14 protein-coding genes and 1 tRNA gene are annotated in these 18,513 nt (G+C 51.5%); 8 read left to right on the top strand and 7 right to left on the bottom strand.

The features are described from left to right. Positions 1–5: 5 nt before the first annotated feature. The 6 genes from cmk to B4W65_RS06805 all read left to right on the top strand — a co-directional run bounded on the left by cmk (position 6) and on the right by B4W65_RS06805 (position 6,751). Positions 6–710, top strand: coding sequence for a (d)CMP kinase (cmk, locus tag B4W65_RS06830; protein WP_088654388.1), 705 nt, complete (start codon positions 6–8; stop codon positions 708–710). Continuing rightward, on the top strand, positions 707–1,600 hold the full coding sequence (locus B4W65_RS06825) for a 4-hydroxy-3-methylbut-2-enyl diphosphate reductase (protein WP_088654387.1): 894 nt from the start codon (positions 707–709) through the stop codon (positions 1,598–1,600). The genes cmk and B4W65_RS06825 overlap by 4 nt, the downstream gene beginning before the upstream one ends. Positions 1,601–1,650: 50 nt before the next feature. After that, positions 1,651–2,634 (top strand): 6-phosphofructokinase, encoded by a 984-nt coding sequence (pfkA, locus tag B4W65_RS06820; RefSeq protein ID WP_088654386.1) that lies wholly within the window; start codon positions 1,651–1,653, stop codon positions 2,632–2,634. 437 nt (positions 2,635–3,071) lie between these two features. After that, the gene (locus tag B4W65_RS06815; protein WP_088654385.1) at positions 3,072–4,550 is read left to right on the top strand and encodes a tagaturonate reductase; all 1,479 of its coding nucleotides are present in this window, start codon (positions 3,072–3,074) and stop codon (positions 4,548–4,550) included. A 20-nt stretch (positions 4,551–4,570) separates the two neighbouring features. Then, positions 4,571–6,058, top strand: coding sequence for a UxaA family hydrolase (locus B4W65_RS06810; protein ID WP_088654384.1), 1,488 nt, complete (start codon positions 4,571–4,573; stop codon positions 6,056–6,058). Between the two features lie 84 nt (positions 6,059–6,142). Continuing rightward, positions 6,143–6,751: an acyl carrier protein phosphodiesterase gene (locus B4W65_RS06805; protein WP_088654383.1), complete on the top strand. Its 609-nt coding sequence runs from the start codon at positions 6,143–6,145 to the stop codon at positions 6,749–6,751. A gap of 4 nt (positions 6,752–6,755) precedes the next feature. On the opposite strand, the gene prmC is transcribed toward B4W65_RS06805, so the two are convergent. Continuing rightward, positions 6,756–7,604, bottom strand: coding sequence for a peptide chain release factor N(5)-glutamine methyltransferase (prmC, locus tag B4W65_RS06800; RefSeq protein ID WP_088654382.1), 849 nt, complete (start codon positions 7,602–7,604; stop codon positions 6,756–6,758). Between the two features lie 83 nt (positions 7,605–7,687). Here prmC and ribD point away from each other — a divergent pair, with 83 nt between their 5' ends. Both ribD and cls read left to right on the top strand, forming a co-directional pair. Next, positions 7,688–8,740 carry a bifunctional diaminohydroxyphosphoribosylaminopyrimidine deaminase/5-amino-6-(5-phosphoribosylamino)uracil reductase RibD gene (gene ribD, locus B4W65_RS06795; RefSeq protein WP_205741234.1) on the top strand — a complete coding sequence of 351 codons (1,053 nt, stop codon included), beginning with the start codon at positions 7,688–7,690 and terminating at the stop codon, positions 8,738–8,740. A gap of 33 nt (positions 8,741–8,773) precedes the next feature. Next, on the top strand, positions 8,774–10,237 hold the full coding sequence (gene cls / locus B4W65_RS06790) for a cardiolipin synthase (RefSeq protein ID WP_088654381.1): 1,464 nt from the start codon (positions 8,774–8,776) through the stop codon (positions 10,235–10,237). Positions 10,238–10,288: 51 nt separating this feature from the next. On the opposite strand, the gene B4W65_RS06785 is transcribed toward cls, so the two are convergent. From B4W65_RS06785 to scpA, 6 genes are all read right to left on the bottom strand, one after another. After that, positions 10,289–12,481, bottom strand: a complete 2,193-nt coding sequence (locus B4W65_RS06785) for a sodium-translocating pyrophosphatase (protein ID WP_088654380.1) — start codon at positions 12,479–12,481, stop codon at positions 10,289–10,291. 149 nt (positions 12,482–12,630) lie between these two features. Then, positions 12,631–13,842 carry an ATP-dependent Clp protease ATP-binding subunit ClpX gene (gene clpX / locus B4W65_RS06780; RefSeq protein WP_088654379.1) on the bottom strand — a complete coding sequence of 404 codons (1,212 nt, stop codon included), beginning with the start codon at positions 13,840–13,842 and terminating at the stop codon, positions 12,631–12,633. 21 nt (positions 13,843–13,863) lie between these two features. After that, positions 13,864–14,544: an ATP-dependent Clp endopeptidase proteolytic subunit ClpP gene (clpP, locus tag B4W65_RS06775; protein WP_088654378.1), complete on the bottom strand. Its 681-nt coding sequence runs from the start codon at positions 14,542–14,544 to the stop codon at positions 13,864–13,866. Between the two features lie 69 nt (positions 14,545–14,613). Beyond that, positions 14,614–15,975 (bottom strand): trigger factor, encoded by a 1,362-nt coding sequence (gene tig, locus B4W65_RS06770; protein ID WP_088654377.1) that lies wholly within the window; start codon positions 15,973–15,975, stop codon positions 14,614–14,616. A gap of 167 nt (positions 15,976–16,142) precedes the next feature. Beyond that, a tRNA-Leu gene (locus B4W65_RS06765) sits at positions 16,143–16,224 on the bottom strand. 125 nt (positions 16,225–16,349) lie between these two features. Continuing rightward, positions 16,350–18,503, bottom strand: coding sequence for a methylmalonyl-CoA mutase (gene scpA, locus B4W65_RS06760; protein ID WP_088654376.1), 2,154 nt, complete (start codon positions 18,501–18,503; stop codon positions 16,350–16,352). Positions 18,504–18,513 lie beyond the last annotated feature (10 nt).

Below are 18,513 nucleotides of genomic sequence, written 5' to 3'. Positions count from 1 at the left end.
TCATTATGCCAAAAGACTTACAAAAAATTACCATAGCCATTGACGGTCACTCTTCCTGTGGCAAAAGCACTGTCGCCAAAGATCTGGCCCAGGCTTTCGGACTGACCTACATCGATACCGGCGCCATGTACCGTGCCGTAACGCTCTACGCCATTGAACAGGGCCTCTACGGCCCAAATGGCCTGCTGGTTACCGAACTCGAAAAAGCACTGCCCCACATACAGATCGTCTTGCGCAAAGACAAGGAAAGCGGACAGGTAGAAACCTGGCTCAACCAGGAATTGGTCGAAGACCGCATCCGCAGCCTGGAAGTCAGCACTAAAGTCAGCGAGGTCAGTGCCCTGGCCTTTGTTCGAAAACGTATGGTGGAACTGCAACAGGAGATGGGAAAAAATGGTGGGGTGGTACTCGACGGCCGAGATATTGGTACCGTGGTTTTTCCGCAGGCCGACTTGAAGCTGTTCATGACCGCCTCCCCCGAAATTCGCGCACAACGGCGCTACGACGAAATGCGGGCCAAGGGCGAAAAAGTCAGTTTCGAAGCCGTACTCGAAAATGTAAAGTCTCGCGACCACATCGACAGCACCCGTGCCGAAAGCCCCCTGCGCAAAGCCGACGACGCTTTGGTGCTCGACAACAGTCGGCTCGACCGCCAGGCACAATTGGCTTGGGTAATGAAACAGTTGAAAGACAGATCTTGGGCCGTATGACCACTGCACAAGGCCCCCATATCGAAATTGACCAAAAATCGGGTTTTTGTTTTGGCGTTTCACGCGCCGTAAAACTGGCCGAGGAACATCTGGCGCAAGGCGGTGGCCTCACCAGTATTGGTGCCATCGTACACAACGAGGAAGAATTTAAGCGCCTCAAACAACTGGGGCTACATTCGACCCAACTCGACAAGCTGCCGGAGGACAAAGCACAAACCCTGCTCTTTAGAGCCCATGGAGAGCCACCCTCCTCCTACCAACAAGTAAAACGGGAAGGTCGCCAACTCATTGATGCCACCTGTCCCGTTGTACGCAAGCTCCAGGAAAGAGTACATAAGGCCTGGGAAGAAATGAAGGCCGAAGGAGGTCAGGTGCTTATTTACGGGAAAAAGGGGCATGCCGAAGTGGCAGGCTTGCTTGGCCAAACCAACAACGAAGCACTGGTGCTTCAGTTTCCCGAGGAGGTAAAGGTGGTGGACCGGCATAAAAAAACCGTACTGTTTTCGCAAACCACCATGAGTCGTTCAGGACTGGAGCAAATAGAAGCGGCTTTGCGCGAGCACCTGGAGCATCCGGACTTGCTGAAGAGTCACCGAACCATCTGTGCCCAGGTGGGGAATCGTGTTCCACATTTAAAAAAATTTGCAAATAAGCACGATCTGCTTATTTTTGTAGCCGGGAAAGAAAGCAGCAACGGAAAGGTTCTTTTCGAAGTCTGCCGTGCAAACAATCCCAGAACCTTCTTCATTTCGTCACCTGAAGAACTGCAAAAGCCCTGGTTTGAGCCACTTCCGGCTTCCATAGGGATTTGTGGTGCTACCTCTACGCCCCAGTGGCTGATGGAACAGGTAGCTGCCGCTACGGCAGCACTTTTCACCCGCTTTCCGTAACACAAACAGGGATTGTTTGTTGATTCAGCAAACAACTTAAATTTTATACCATGAGTCCAATAAAGAAAATTGCGATTCTGACTTCGGGCGGCGATGCCCCTGGGATGAATGCAGCCATACGGGCAGCCGTTCGCGGCGCCATCTTCAACAAACTCGAAGTTATGGGCAGCATCAGAGGCTACCAGGGACTGATTGACAACAATCTGGTACCTATGGATTCGCAGTCGGTCAGCAACATCATTCAACAAGGCGGCACCATTTTAAAGTCGGCCCGCAGCAAGCAATTTCTCACCCCGGAAGGGCGACAAATAGCCTACGACAACCTCAAAAAGAATAAAATTGACGCCCTGGTGGTTATCGGAGGAGACGGCACCTTTACCGGAGCCAGAGTTTTCAGTGGCGAGCACAACATCCCTATTGTGGGCATTCCGGGAACCATCGACAACGACCTTTATGGCACCGACTACACCATTGGTTACGACACGGCTTTAAACACCGTGGTGGAGGCCGTTGACAAAATCCGTGACACCGCCAGTGCCCACAGCCGCCTCTTCTTTATTGAGGTAATGGGCCGCGATGCCGGCTTCCTGGCCCTAAGCAGCGCCATTGCCTCCGGAGCCGAAACCGTTTTGGTTCCTGAAATCAACACCGGCTATAAAAAGCTCGACGATTTTCTCAAAAACAGCTTCAAGAAGCAAAAATCGTCAAGTATTGTGCTGGTGGCCGAGGGCGACAAACTCAGCGGCGGAGCCATCAAAATTGCAGAAAGGGTCAATAAGGAGCATCCCGATTACGATGCCCGGGTGACCATACTGGGACACATCCAAAGGGGCGGATCGCCCAGCGGTATGGACCGGGTAATGGCTTCTCGTATGGGCGTATCGGCCATTGAGGCCTTACTCGACGACCAAAAAAGCGTAATGATTGGAATGGTGAACGGAGAAATTGTTTATGTGCCCTTTAATCAGGCCTTGAAGAACAAGAAACCGCTGCCCCCTAAGCAATTAGAGCTTATAGATATCCTCTCCATTTAGCCCGGAATATTCATAAATGGTCTGTTACGAAGACCTGAGGAATAAAGCAGGCTGGGCGCCTCTTTATCCTCAGGTCCTATTTTATACAAGGCCCTCCTGCCTCAGGCAGGGGGCCTTGCTGTTTTACAACATAAAAATAGACCTCCACCGTGTTCGTTAACGAAACACTCGTGTTTACGCAATTACCTTATTTGTAGATAAATAGACAATTCTCAATATTTAAAAATCATTAAAGCACAAAAAACACACGGATAAAGCTTCCATTATCCATAAATCCACCCTATCTTTGCAGCGACGAAATGAAGCACAGAAAGCACTCAACCAAAGCCTTACACCCCAAAATCACCAACAAGCAACAAAACCGTTTTCGGTAACGGTAAAACACACGGTACCCAAACAAACCGCAGCAATCATCTCAACCACAAACCACAAGAACCATGAAACTGAACCGCGAGACAGCCAGTCAGGCCAAATCCTATCCCAGTAGAATCCTGCAATTTGGAGAGGGCAATTTCCTACGCGCCTTTACCGACTGGATTGTGAATAAGATGAACCAGGAGATCGACTTCAACAGCGGAATCGATGTGGTTCAACCCCTGGCCAATGGCATGGTAGATATGCTTAACGACCAGGATGGCCTTTACCATGTTTACCTCAAGGGCATTAAGGATGGCGAGCCCATACAGGAATACAGTCTCATCGACTGCATCAACAAAGGGATCAATCCTTACACCCACTACGAACAATACCAAAGCGCCATTCTCAATTCCGAGCTGCGCTTTGTGGTTTCCAACACCACCGAGGCGGGCATATCGTGGGACGAGAACGACCGCCTGGACATGAAGCCCCAAAACTCTTTTCCGGGAAAAGTAACAGCGCTCTTACATCAACGCTATAAGGCTTTCCAGGGCGACCCTTCCAAGGGCCTGATTTTCTTCCCCTGCGAACTCATCGACCGCAACGGGGACATTCTGAAGAAGTACGTGCTGCAGCATGCGCGCAAATGGGAACTGGAAGCAGACTTCCTCGATTGGATTGAAAACGCCTGCTGCTTTTGCAACACGCTGGTCGATCGCATTGTACCGGGCTTCCCCAAAGACGACATCCAGGCCATTCAGGAAGAATTGGGCTTTGAGGACAAGCTGGTCGTAGTAGGGGAATACTTCCACTTTTGGGTAATCGAAGCGCCCGAGTGGGTCGAAAAAGAATTTCCGGCGAAAAAAGCGGGCTTGGATGTTAAGTTTGTAAAGGACATGACCCGCTACCGCGAGCAAAAGGTGCAGGTACTCAACGGCTGTCACACCGGAAGCTACGCCGTTTCCTTTTTGAGCGGCATAGATACCGTTCGCGAAGCCTTTGAGAACCTGGAGACCGGAGAATTTATGCGCGATTTGGTTTACGATGAGGTGCTGCCGGTATTGGACGGACCGGACAAGGAGTTGAAAACCTTTGCCAAGAAAATTCTGGAGCGCTTCCGCAATCCCTACATCCGTCACCAATGGCAAAGCATTGCACTCAATGCCATGAGCAAATGGGAAACCCGCAACCTGCCCAGTCTGCTCCACTACTACGAAAACAACGGCATGCTGCCTCAAAAACTGGTTTTTTCGCTGGCGGCTATGATTGCCTATTTTAAAGGAGAGGCCAACGGCCAACATTACCAGATACAGGACGATAAATGGATCATGGATTTCTATAAAGAAGCCTGGGCCGAATGCGACGGTCGCCCCATTTCAATTTACCAGCTGGTAGAGAAAGTACTGCGCCTCGAAAAAGTTTGGAAACGCGACCTCAATGAAGTGCCCAACCTCACCATTTCGGTCAGCCATTACCTCTTCCTTATTCAGCAAGTGGGCATGCGCAAGGCAGTAAAAGCAGTCCTGCATAAGAACAACCCATTGATGCAAATGTCGTAACACCCCATAAACACAACACCATGTCAAAATTTTTATTGATTCACCCCGACGACAATGTGGCGGTCTGCCTCGAAGCCGCCAAAGCTGGCCAGCAAGTGGAAGTGGGCCCCTTCCGTTTGAGTCTGCTGAACGACGTGCCGGTGGGCCACAAAGTGGCGCTCAGGGACCTCAAAGCAGGGGAAAACATCATAAAATACGGCGCAGCCATTGGCCATGCGCTGAGCGACATAGCAACAGGCAGTCACGTACACACCCACAACCTGAAGACGAATCTGCACGACAACCTGTCCTACACTTTTGAGCAAAAGCTGCATGGCCCTCGCTTCGAAAAGCGGGACCTGACTTTTCAGGGCTATCGTCGCAGCAACGGAAAAACCGGCATTCGCAACGAGCTCTGGATAGTTCCTACCGTGGGTTGCGTCAACGGTCAGGCCCAGCAAATTGTAGATCGGTTTAAGCAGGAAATGCAGCCCGACGATATTGATGCCGTAGAAGTATTCAAGCACAGTTACGGCTGCTCACAGCTGGGCGACGACCATGTGAACACCCAAAAAGCACTGGCCGACCTCATCAACCATCCCAACGCCGGCGGCGTGCTGGTCATCGGCCTGGGCTGCGAAAACAACCAGATTGCCCACCTCAAAAAGTTCATTGGTTCGTACGACGAGCAACGCATCCGTTACCTGGTGGCCCAGGACGTAGAAGACGAGGTGGAAGCGGGTCTGGCCATGTTGAAGGAAATTTATGCCCTGATGCGTACCGACCGGCGTGAAGCGCTGCCGCTTTCGGAGTTGAAAGTGGGACTCAAGTGTGGCGGCTCGGATGGCTTCTCGGGCATCACAGCCAATCCCCTGGTGGGCGTATTCTCCGACTTCTTGGTGGCCCAGGGGGGCACCACCATCCTGACTGAGGTGCCGGAAATGTTTGGTGCAGAAACCCGCTTAATGGAGCGGGCCCAAAATCAGGAAGTGTTTGAAAAAACGGTGCACCTGATCAACGACTTCAAGGACTACTACAACAGGCACCAGTTGCCCATTTACGAGAATCCTTCACCGGGAAATAAGGACGGGGGTATTTCCACTTTGGAGGACAAATCGCTGGGTTGTACCCAAAAGGGGGGCACAGCTACGGTGGTAGATGTACTGCAATACGCCGAGCCCTTGAAAAAGAACGGCCTGAACCTGCTTTCTGCGCCGGGCAATGACCTGGTGGCAGCATCGGCCCTGGGCTTCAGCGGCTGTCAGCTGGTCCTCTTTACCACCGGAAGGGGCACACCCTTCGGAAGCTTTGTGCCGACCATGAAAATATCTACAAACAGCAGCTTATTCAACAAAAAGCGCAATTGGATCGATTTCAATGCCGGTCGGTTACTGGAAGGGAAAGATATGGACGCACTGCTCGAAGAATTCATCGCCTTTGTATGTGCTGTAGCCAGTGGAGAAAAACTGCAGCACGAGAAAAGCGGCTTCAAAGAAATTGCGATATTTAAAACAGGGGTTACCCTGTAAGAGGATAAAAATTGAGAGAGAGTCGAGTGAACCGGTCGCTTCCTTTTTTGGGAGCGACTGGTTTTTTTTGTACATTCAGGACTTATGAACTATCTGGCGCACTTATACCTGTCGGGCCCCAACGAAGAAGTCAGGGTGGGCAATTTCATTGGCGACCATGTAAAGGGGCGCCGCTACCAGCGCTTTGCACCGGATGTACAGAAAGGCATTTTGCTGCACCGCCAAATCGACAGCTTTATGGATGCCCACCCGCTGACCAGGGAGAGTGCAAGCCTTTTTAAGCCCTACTACGGCCGCTATGCAGGCGTGGTGATCGACATTGTGTACGACCATTTGCTGGCCTTGAACTGGAGCCGCCATGCCACCCAATCGCTGCATCGCTTTGTGTCGGCAGCGCACCACACCTTGTTGCAGCATTACTTTATTTTGCCACGCCCCGTAAAACAATTTCTGCCCTTCCTCATTAAGAGTCGCCGCATGGAACACTACCGCAGTCTCCAAGGCGTGGAACGCACCCTCCAAATTATGGCGCACTATTCTTCCCTGCCCGACCATGGCGGCTGGGCCGTGGTGCAAATCCAGGACCATTACGAGATCCTCACGCAACAATTCGAAAGTTTTTTCGAGGAGGTGCAGCACATGAGCAGCAGCTTCCTGGAGAACGAACAGGCCCCCAACCAAGAGGCGATTTAAGCACTCAGGGTTTCTGCGCCCGAAGCATCCGATCGCGCCCCGACAGGTCCTTCCGCAGACTCAAGGCCACAAAACCCATACTTGTAAGCAGGGCTGTTGTCTCGGCACCATAGGCCTCATTAATTTCGAAGTAAAGGCGACCTCCAGGCACCAGCTCCTGCAGCGCCACCTGCGCTATGCAGCGGTAAAACAAGAGCGGATCGTGATCGGCCACAAAAAGCGCCAAATGCGGCTCATACTGCAGCACATTGGCATCCATCAAAGCGGCCTCCTTGTGGGTCACATAAGGAGGATTGCTCACCACCACCTCCCAACGCGCTTTCTCGGCCTGATAAGTCAACACATCCTGCTGTCGAAAAGTCACCTCCACATTGTTTTTCCGGGCATTCCCGCGGGCCTGCTCAATGGCGATTTCCGACACGTCCCAGGCGGCGACTTCCCACCGGGGGCGTGCGTGCTTCAGCGCAATGGGAATACAGCCACTGCCTGTCCCCACCTCCAAAAGCCGCAGCCTTCGTTCCCCGTGTTCCTCCAAAATCCACTGTACCAACTCCTCTGTTTCGGGACGAGGAATCAGCACCCCGGGACCCACGTCCAGTTGAAGACCCAGAAACTCCGTGCTTCCCAGCACATACTGCAGCGGCTCGTGCCGCTGCAGGCGCGCCACGACCTCTTCCACAAAGTCGCTTTCTTCCGGCTGCAGCGGCTCCTCTCCCTTCAGCAGGAGCTCGGTCCAACTGTAGCCGCGCAGGTGTTCAAAAATCAGGCGGACAAATTGCTGCACCTCCTGCTCACCCACCACAGGGGTCAATCGCTCTCTGATGTACGCACGCACACTCTTTACCGTATCCATAAAATAGTCGCTGAGGGAAAAAAGAAAAATGTAGCCACAAAAATAAACATTATCTTAGCAACCACACAAGGACCAAAGGCATCATGAGTACAGTAAGCATAAGTCATGAACACTGGATGCGTCGCTGCCTGGAACTGGCACAGAGCGCTGAGGGACTCACCTACCCCAACCCCATGGTGGGTTCGGTGATTGTGCACCAGGGAAAAATCATCGGCGAAGGCTACCACAGACAGGCGGGCGGCCCCCATGCCGAAGTCCACGCCATCAACGCCGTTAAAAACCAGGACCTGCTGCGCGAAGCGACCCTCTATGTAAATCTGGAGCCCTGCGCTCATTTTGGCAAAACCCCGCCCTGCTCCCTGCTCATCAGTCAAAAGAAAATTCCACGCGTAGTGGTAGGCTGTGTCGACAGCTTTTCAGAGGTGGCCGGCAAGGGCATTGCGCATCTCAGGAGCACGGGCACCGAAGTCATCTCAGGTGTTCTGGAAAAAGAAAGTCGCGAACTCAACCGCCGCTTTTTCACCTTTCACGAGAAAAAACGCCCCTACATTCTGCTCAAGTGGGCCCAGACCACCGATGGCTTCATCGACATCGACCGGGAAGCACAAAAAGGCGGGCGTCCCACCTGGATCACCAACGCACATGCCCGCCGCGCCGTACACCTTTGGCGCAGTCGCGAACAAGCCATTTTAGTGGGTTCCGAAACGGCCCTTAAAGACAACCCCTCGCTGACGGTGCGCGACTGGCATGGGCCGCATCCCCTGCGCCTGGTGCTGGACCGTGGCGGGAGACTGCCCGACTACCTCGACCTCTTCGACGGGACTTGTCCCACCCTGCTCTATACGCAAAAGGAACAGCGCGACAACAAACAGGCCGAACGCATACTTTTTGCCGGGGCAGAGCCGCTGAGCGCCCTGCTTAAGGACCTCCATCAAAGAGACATTCAGTCCCTCATTGTGGAAGGCGGAGCCCGCTTGCTCCAGGCCTTTATTGATGCGGGCCTCTGGGATGAAGCCCGGGTGTTTACCGGCAAGACCTGGTTTCAAAAAGGCGTGCGCGCACCCCAATTGCAAGTTTTTCCTGCGCAACAACAGGATTTTGGCAACAGCACCCTCTACTACTTTCGGAATATTTAGTACCTTAATGCCACAAAGCCTTCAGAACTGCCCATGGATAGCCTGCAAGCCATAATCGACGTTGTCAACCCCCTGTTGTTGGTCGCCTACATCATCAGCATTCTGGTGGTGGTGGTTTTCACCGTGCTCGAAAACCGCAATCCGCTGAAAACCATATCCTGGGTCCTGGTGCTCCTGATGCTGCCGGTACTCGGCTTCGTCTTTTTCATCTTCTTCGGACAAAATTTTCGCAAGGAAAAAATCATTGCCCGCAAGGGGCTCCGCAATGTGGACCTGCTCTCCAATCTGGCCCACGCCCAGATTCACCGACTGTCGGAGGGGCAAATGTTCGACAATCAGGCGCTTGAAGAAAAGCGGACCCTCATCCAGCTGCTGCTCAACAACAGCAATGCCGTAGTTACCGTAGGCAACCAGCTTCAAATCCTCCAGAACGGGGGCCCCACTTTTCAGGCCATACTGGAAGCACTCGAGGCCGCCGAAAAGTTCATCCACCTCGAATACTACATCTTTGCCGACGACGAAATCGGTGGAAAAATAAAAGCCCTGCTCAAGCGCAAAGCTGCTCAGGGCGTGGAGGTTCGTCTGATTGTAGACGACGTAGGCAGCTGGGAGCTGAAGAAACCCTTTTTCCGGGAAATGTGGAACGCCGGCATCCAGGCCTATTCCTTTCTGCAAGTCCGCTTCCCCAACCTCACCAGCAAGGTCAACTACCGCAACCACCGAAAGATTGTGATCATCGACGGACATACCGGTTTCTTAGGCGGCATCAACATTGCCGACCGCTACGAAAAAGGAAGCAAGGACTACGGCATCTGGCGCGACACCCACATGCGCATCAGCGGAGATGCCGTAAAGACCCTCCAAACCGTATTCTTAACCGACTGGTTTTTTGTGAGTCAGCACGAGCTGCACGACCGCAAATACTTCCCCACTATGGAAGCACAAGGTCAAAAAATGGTGCAAATCGTAGCCAGCGGACCCGATTCCGATTGGCCCGGCATTATGATGGGCATATTTCACGCCATCGTTGCAGCCCGTCGCTATGTTTACATCGCCACCCCCTATTTTATGCCCAGCGAGAGCGTATTGATGGCACTGAAGACAGCCGCGCTGGGCGGAGTAGATGTGCGCATCCTCATTCCAGAACGCAGCGACGCCCACATCACCCTGCTCTCCTCCCGCTCCTTCATCCGCGAAATGCTCGATGCCCAGGTGCGCTTCTACTTTTACCAAAAAGGCTTCCTGCACTCCAAGGTCATGGTGGTCGACAGCCAGGTAGGCATCGTTGGCTCTGCCAACATGGACTTCCGCAGTTTTGAACAAAACTACGAAACAACCGCCTTTATTTTTGATGAAGAAACCGCTCAGGACTTGCAAAGCACCTTCCTCAACGACCTCAAAGACTCCCGGGAAATCACCCTCTACGACTGGCCCCAACGCCCCAAAACCGAAAAAATCAAAGAATCCTTCGCCCGCCTCGTCAGTCCCCTGCTATAAAAAAACCCAGGACTGAAGTCCTGGGCCATGATTAGGACAGGATGGTGTGCCCTAAAACAAGTGATACGACACCGCAACGCCCACCGTAACGACCGAAGCCATCACCATCAGTTTAATCAGAATGTTCAAACTCGGGCCGGAAGTATCCTTAAATGGATCGCCTACAGTGTCCCCAATAACCGTAGCTTTGTGTGTTTCGGAACCCTTGCCACCATGGTGACCTTCCTCCACGTACTTCTTGGCATTGTCCCAGGCGCCACCCGCATTGGCCATAAAAATAGCCAGGGCAAAACCACTGGTAATGGTACCCAAAAGCAGACCGGCAATACCCGGAACGCCAAATACCACGCCCACCACGACAGGGATCAACAGCGCCAACAAAGAAGGCGTCATCATTTCGCGCTGCGCCCCTTTGGTAGAGATCTCCACACAACGGGCATAATCGGGCTCAGAAGTACCTTCCATGATGCCGGGAATCGACTTAAACTGACGACGCACCTCATCCACCATCTGTTGTGCGGCTCTACCCACCGCATTCATGGTCATGCCACTGAAAACAAAGACCGACATCACCCCCAAAAACATACCCACAATCACCATGGGGTTCATCAGATGGATTTCGTAATGCTGTACAAAATCGTAAAAGGAAGCCTCAATAGCCGGCACATTATTGATCAATGTTTCCGGGGCATCCAAAATCTTCACAAACATCATGCGCACCTCCTCAAAGTAAGAAGCCAGAAGCGCCAGAGCCGTCAAGGCCGCACTACCAATGGCAAAACCCTTGCCGGTAGCTGCAGTCGTGTTACCCAAAGAGTCGAGCGCATCGGTACGTTGACGCACCTCGGCACCCAGACCACTCATCTCAGCATTTCCGCCGGCATTGTCGGCAATGGGGCCGTAAGCATCGGTGGCCAAGGTAATGCCCAGGGTAGAGAGCATGCCCACCGCAGAAATACCAATTCCATAGAGACCAATATTGAGACTGCCCATATCGAATTTAAAACCGGTAGCAAAGGCAAAGGAGAGCGTAATGGCCACCACGATAATAATCAGAGGAACAGCAGCCGAAATCAAGCCCGTACCCACACCACTGATGATAACGGTAGCGGGACCTGTCTCACCGGAACGCGCAATGTTCTGGGTGGGCTTGTACGCCGAAGCCGTAAAATACTCCGTAGACTGGCCAATACCAATACCTGCCAGCAGTCCCACCACAATAGAGCCCCAAATACCAACATAATTGGGCAGACCCAGATATTTTAGAATAAAGAAGGAAGCAACAACAATAAGCAGGGCACTTACATTAACCCCAAGGCCGAGTGATTTCAACAATTGCTTTTGCGTGGCCCCTTCCCGGGTACGCACCATAAACACTCCAGCAATCGAAAGGAGGGTACCCACAGCGGCAATGAGCATGGGTGCCAGCACGGCATTCAACTGCACCTCTTCCATGCTCATAAAGGCCGCAGCACCCAGCAGGGCAGAAGCCAGAATCGACGCAGCAAAAGACTCAAACAAGTCGGCCCCCATACCGGCCACATCACCTACATTGTCGCCCACATTATCGGCAATGGTGGCCGGATTGCGCGGATCGTCCTCAGGAATCCCCGCTTCAACCTTACCCACCAGGTCGGCCCCCACATCGGCAGCCTTGGTATAGATCCCCCCGCCCACACGAGCAAACAAGGCCTGGGTAGAAGCGCCCATCCCAAAGGTCAGCATAATGGCTGTGATGGTCATCAACTTATAGCCCCCGGCCATATCTTCAATAAAATGGTTCAGAATCAGGAACCAAATGGAAATATCCATAAGCACCAGGCCCACAACCACCAGGCCCATCACCGCTCCGCTGCGGAAAGCCAGCTTGAGTCCCCCATTAAGAGAGGTGCGGCAAGCATGGGCCACCCGTGCCGAGGCAAAGGTTGCCGCCTTCATACCAAAGAAACCGGCCAGTCCCGAAAAGGCACCCCCGGTAATAAAGGCAAAGGGGACCCACTTATTCTGCACCCCCAAACCGTAAGCCAAAATCGAAAAGATGATGGTAATGACAATAAAGACAACAATAACAATTTTGTATTGCTGACGCAAATAGGCACCGGCACCCGTACGCACATGTTGGGCTATCCGCTTCATGGTATCGGTACCTTCCGAACTTTTCATCATCTGCCTGAAAAAAATATAGGCAAATGTCAGGGCCAACAGCGATGTCAGAGGAACAATCGCAAAAATTGAGTTAAGCATAAGTGTTGAATTTAGGTTATTTTAGTCTTTTTTCTCAAAAATTCAGTTTTAAAATTAGCAAAAAAATAATGGTCGCTCCAAAGAAGCGACCGTTATTTACTTTTTACTGTTTGTTTATAGCGATTCCAGAAAAGAAGAAGGCCTTGCCATCAACCTGCTTTCAGCAGACCAATATTGGCCTTTTCCAACTTTTCCTTTGCCAGATCCAGCGTAATTTCCAATTTGCCCTTGTGCTTACCGGGACTTTCAAACATATAGTCCATCATAATGGTCTCGCAAATGGAACGCAGTCCACGTGCACCCAGCTTAAACTCTACCGCCTTATCAACGATGTACTCCAAAACCTCCTCAGTAAAGGCCAGCTCAATCTTGTCCATTTCGAACAACTTCTTGTACTGTCGCACAATGGAGTTCTTAGGCTCGGTAAGAATCAAACGCAAGGTCGACCGATCCAGCGGATTCAGATAAGTCAGGATGGGCAAACGACCAATGATCTCGGGAATGAGTCCGAAAGATTTCAAATCCTGTGGCGAAATGTACTGCAACAAATTGCTTGCATCAACAGCATCGCGTTGCTGAGAGGCCGAATAGCCCACCACACGGGTGTTCAAACGCTGACCAATCTTACGCTCAATACCATCAAAAGCACCACCGCAAATAAACAGCACATTCTTGGTATCCACGGGAATCATCTTCTGATCGGGATGCTTTCGGCCACCCTGCGGAGGCACATTTACCACCGCGCCTTCGAGCAGCTTGAGCAAGCCCTGCTGAACCCCTTCGCCCGACACATCACGGGTAATGGAAGGATTGTCGCCTTTACGTGCAATCTTATCAATTTCATCAATAAAAACGATCCCCTTTTGAGCCGCCTCCACATTGTAATCGGCTGCCTGCAAAAGACGCGTCAGGATGCTTTCAATGTCCTCACCCACATAACCCGCTTCGGTAAGTACCGTAGCGTCTACAATGGTAAAAGGGACGTGCAGCATACGGGCAATGGTACGGGCCAACAAGGTTTTGCCGGTACCGGTTTCGCCCACAAGAACAATGTTCGATTTTTCGATCTCCACCTCATCGGCAGAGGGCTGAGTCAGCCTTTTGTAGTGGTTATAAACCGCTACCGAAAGATACTTCTTAGCCTGATCCTGACCAATCACGTACTGATCCAGAAACTTCTTGATCTCGGCAGGCTTAAGCAGCTTCACCTCCTTCATATCGAAAGAAGACTTCTTCTTAAACTCCTCCTCCAAAATGCCGTGGGCCTGCTCAATGCAACTGTCACAGATGTGACCCGAAACACCGGCAATCAGCAAATTGGTATCCTTGCGACTTCTTCCGCAAAACGAACATTTATCCATATACAGCTTCCTCTATCCTTCCTATTTTTTCTTCTCGCGCACCAAAACCTCATCGATCATTCCGTAGGCCTTGGCCTCTTCGGCAGTCATCCAGAAGTCCCGGTCCGAGTCCTTTTCCACCTTCTTAAAGGTATTGCCCGAATGGTCGGCAATAATGGTGTACAACTCCTTACGCAACTTAACAATTTCGCGCGTGGTGATTTCAATATCGACCGACTGGCCCTGGGCACCGCCCATGGGCTGGTGAATCATTACCCTTGAATGACGCAGAGCCGATCGCTTGCCTTTGGCACCGGCCGTCAACAACACAGCACCCATAGAAGCAGCCATACCGGTACAAATGGTGGCCACATCGGAAGTGATGTACTGCATGGTATCGTATATCCCCAAACCGGCATAAACCGAACCCCCAGGGGTATTGAAATAAATCGAAATATCCTTGGAGGGATCGGTAGAATCGAGGTAGAGCAGCTGGGCCTGAATGATGTTGGCCACATAGTCGTCGATGGGCAAACCCAGAAAGATGATGCGGTCCATCATCAAACGGGAAAACACATCCATACTGGCAATGTTCAACTGACGCTCCTCAATAATTGTCGGCGAAATGTAGCTGTTGGCAACAGACATGTACTTATCCATTACCATACTGTTGATGCCTACGTGCTTGGTAGCGTATTTGTAAAAATCCTTGGGATCACTCATTTTTTCTATGTTTAAAAATTAGCAACCCTAAATTTAAGAAATAATCCGGGTTACAAAAGAGGGCCTTGCTTAATTATTCTCAAACATCTTGTTGAATTCCTCACGGCTCACCTCTTTCTCTTCCACCTTAACGGCTTCCTTAATAAAGGCCATCACCTTTTCAGAAACAGCTGCCTCGGCCATACGACGACCCTGGTCCTCGTTCTTCAACATGTCCATAGCGTACCCTTCGATGTGCTCATCGGGCAGATTGGTCAAGCCATACTGCATAAACTGCATGCGGGCAGATTTTTTAGCATAGTTGACCACATCTTCCTGTTCGATCTTGAGCTCATTGGCACGTACCACCTCATTTTTAATGAGCTGCCACTTCAAGTCTTCCAAAAACTTAGGCAAATCGTTCTCGATTTGCTCATCGGTCATTTTCTCTTCGCCCCGATCCGTCGCCTTGAGCCAACGCTTCAAAAAATCCTCAGGCAAGTTCACCTCCAGTTTCGACACCAGCTTCTCACGCGCATCCACTGAGAATTTGTATTCCGACTCCATTTCGAAATTGCGCGCCAGGTCTTCTTTCACCTTGGCCTTCATTTCCTCTTCCGACTGCACTACACCGGCACCAAATAACTGGTCGAACAGCTCCTGAGTCAACTCAGGATCGATGAACTCGGTGATTTCCTGAATGGTGAAACGGAAGGCACCTTTAACGGCAGCCGCTTCTTCCTTGGAGATCTTCAGGATGTAAGAAATTTCGGTATCGTTGGGGAAGGCCTTCTTCAAATCGAAATCAACAGTTTCGCCTACTTTCTTACCCAAAAGCTTCTTCTTTTCCTTCTCGTCTTTAACAATGGCCAGAGACATAACGGTGTCTTCAGCACTGATGCCGCCTTCGACCACATTGCCCGACTTATCGATTTGCACCACCGAACCTTTGGCCAGCGACTTATCGGTCACTGCTTCCACGGTTTCGTTTTTGCCAAAGCGTCCGGTCAGGTTACGGATTTGTCCGTCCACCATATCGTCGCTCACAGCAATCTTGTAATAGTTCAGCTTCTCACGCTTGGTCAGCTTAACCTCTACTTCAGGAGCCAAAGCGATATCAAAAGCAAACTCAAAACTGTCCTGGGTATCAAAATCAATGGTTTGCTGCTGCTCACTGGGCAGCGGCTCGCCCAAAATATTCAGCTTATTTTCGGTCAGGTATTTCGAAAGGTTTTCAGAAACCAATTTGTTTATCTCATCGGCCATCACCGCCTTGCCATACATCTTTTTAACGAGACCGGCAGGCACTTTTCCGGGACGAAAACCGGGCATATTGGCTTTCTTTTGGTAGGATTTAAGGACCTCAGCCACTTTAGGCTCGTAATCCTCCTTGGCAATGGTCAACTTAATGACTGCATTCAATTCGTCGTTGTTTTCCCTTGTGATGTTCATCAGCGTTCTGTTAAATAATAAATGAAATAAGAGAGCGCAAAGATAATGAAGCATTTAGAATGTAACAACATCCCGCGCAGCATTCTTTCCATCGGCGCCTCCAATACTTAAAAACCGCCTACTCGCGATCAAAATCGTTAGCAAGGCGGTTTTTCCTTCTTTTTTAGTGCGGACGAAGGGACTCGAACCCCCACGCCTTTCGGCACCAGATCCTAAGTCTGGCGCGGCTACCAATTACGCCACGTCCGCTGGAAATGCGGGGCAAAATTAAGCATAAAAATCTTCCCCTGCAACAAAAATCAAAGGGAAGGCAGCAAATATTTTGCTCCCTTCCCTTGAAGTACTTCGAATCTTTTAGTCCTTGCTCAGAAGGCCTAGGCCTCACGCATTTGCAGCAACAAATTCAAAATATCAACAGCTGCCTGGGCCACAGAGGTACCGGGACCAAAAATGCCCACTACGCCGGCATCGTACAGGAACTGGTAATCCTGATGAGGAATAACCCCTCCGGCAATCACCATAATGTCTTCGCGTCCCAGCTTCTTAAGCTCAGCAATCACCTGGGGGACCAGGGTCTTGTGGCCCGCAGCCAGGGAAGAAACACCCAATACGTGCACATCGTTTTCCACAGCCTGCTTGGCTGCTTCGGCAGGGGTTTGGAACAAGGGACCCATGTCCACGTCGAAACCAATGTCGGCATAACCTGTAGCCACCACTTTGGCTCCGCGGTCGTGTCCGTCCTGGCCCATCTTGGCCACCATAATGCGGGGCTGACGGCCTTCAACTTCGGCAAATTTGCGCGCCAGCGCCTGAGCTTGCTCAAACACATTGTCGTCTCCTGCCTCCGAGGAGTAAACTCCATTGATAGATCGTATCACAGCCTTGTATCTTCCTACTTCTTTTTCACATGCATAAGAAATCTCGCCCAAAGAGGCACGCTTTTGAGCGGCATCAACAGCCAGTTCAAGGAGGTTGCCTTTACCGGTTTTCACACACTCGGTAATGGCTTCCAAAGCAGCCTGCACCTCTGCCTCATTACGCTCAGCACGCAATTTTTTCAGGCGCTCAATCTGAGACTTACGCACCGCTGCGTTGTCCACATCCAAAATATCGATGGGGTCTTCCTTTTCCAGACGGTAACGGTTGGTACCCACGATAATTTGCTTGCCACTGTCGATCTTCGCCTGAGTACGGGCAGCCGCCTCTTCGATACGCATTTTGGGCAGACCGGTCTCTATGGCCTTGGCCATTCCACCCATTTCTTCCACTTCCTGAATCAACGCCCAGGCCTTATCGGCCAGTTCCTTGGTCAACGACTCCACATAATAAGAGCCGGCCCAGGGATCAATAGCCTTACAAATCTGGGTTTCCTCCTGAATGTAAATCTGGGTATTACGGGCAATACGCGCAGAGAAATCGGTGGGCAAAGCAATCGCCTCATCGAGGGCATTGGTGTGCAGCGACTGGGTGTGTCCCAGGGCAGCGGCCATCGCCTCAATACAGGTACGCCCTACGTTGTTGAAAGGATCCTGCTCGGTCAGCGACCAGCCCGAAGTCTGCGAGTGCGTGCGCAAAGCCAGCGACTTGGGATTTTTGGGACCAAACTGCTTCACAATCTTGGCCCACAGCATACGGGCAGCGCGCATCTTGGCAATTTCCATAAAGTGGTTCATGCCCACGGCCCAGAAAAAGGACAAGCGCGGTGCAAAAGCATCCACATTCATACCGGCATTAACACCGGCTCGCAGGTACTCCAAACCATCGGCCAGCGTATAAGCCAACTCAATGTCGGCAGTAGCTCCGGCCTCCTGCATGTGGTAACCCGAAATGGAGATGCTGTTGAACTTCGGCATATTCTTAGAGGTGTACTCAAAAATATCGGCGATGATCTTCATGGAGAACTCCGGAGGATAGATGTAGGTATTCCGCACCATAAACTCCTTCAGAATGTCGTTCTGAATGGTTCCGGCCATATCTTCCAGCTTACAACCCTGCTCCAATCCGGCCACAATGTAAAAAGCCATTACGGGCAACACGGCGCCGTTCATGGTCATAGACACCGACATTTTGTCGAGGGGAATGCCGTCGAAGAGCACCTTCATATCGAGGATGGAGTCGATGGCCACACCGGCCTTACCCACATCACCCACTACCCGCTCGTGGTCGGAGTCGTAGCCCCGGTGTGTAGCCAGGTCAAAAGCCACTGAAAGGCCTTTTTGACCCGCTGCCAGGTTGCGCCGGTAAAAGGCGTTCGACTCTTCAGCAGTAGAAAAGCCGGCATACTGACGGATGGTCCAGGGACGCATGGCGTACATGCCCGAATAGGGGCCGCGCAGGAAGGGGGGCAGACCGGCAGCATAATTCAAATGCTCCATGCCGGCCAAATCTTCCTTGGTATAAACAGGCTTAACGGGAATCTGTTCGGGGGTCACCCAGTCCTTCTTAATCCCGTTTTTCTTGGCCCAGTCGCCCGCCGAAGCAGCACAGGGCTCTTTTTTGAAAGTTATTTTTGAAAAATCCGGTTTCATAATCGTTTGT

It is taken from the genome of Geofilum rhodophaeum (genome assembly GCF_002210225.1).
In the GTDB taxonomy this organism is placed as follows: domain Bacteria; phylum Bacteroidota; class Bacteroidia; order Bacteroidales; family Marinilabiliaceae; genus Geofilum; species Geofilum rhodophaeum.
Note: the sequence above shows the minus strand (reverse complement) of the source record. Positions and strands in the feature narration are given on the sequence as shown.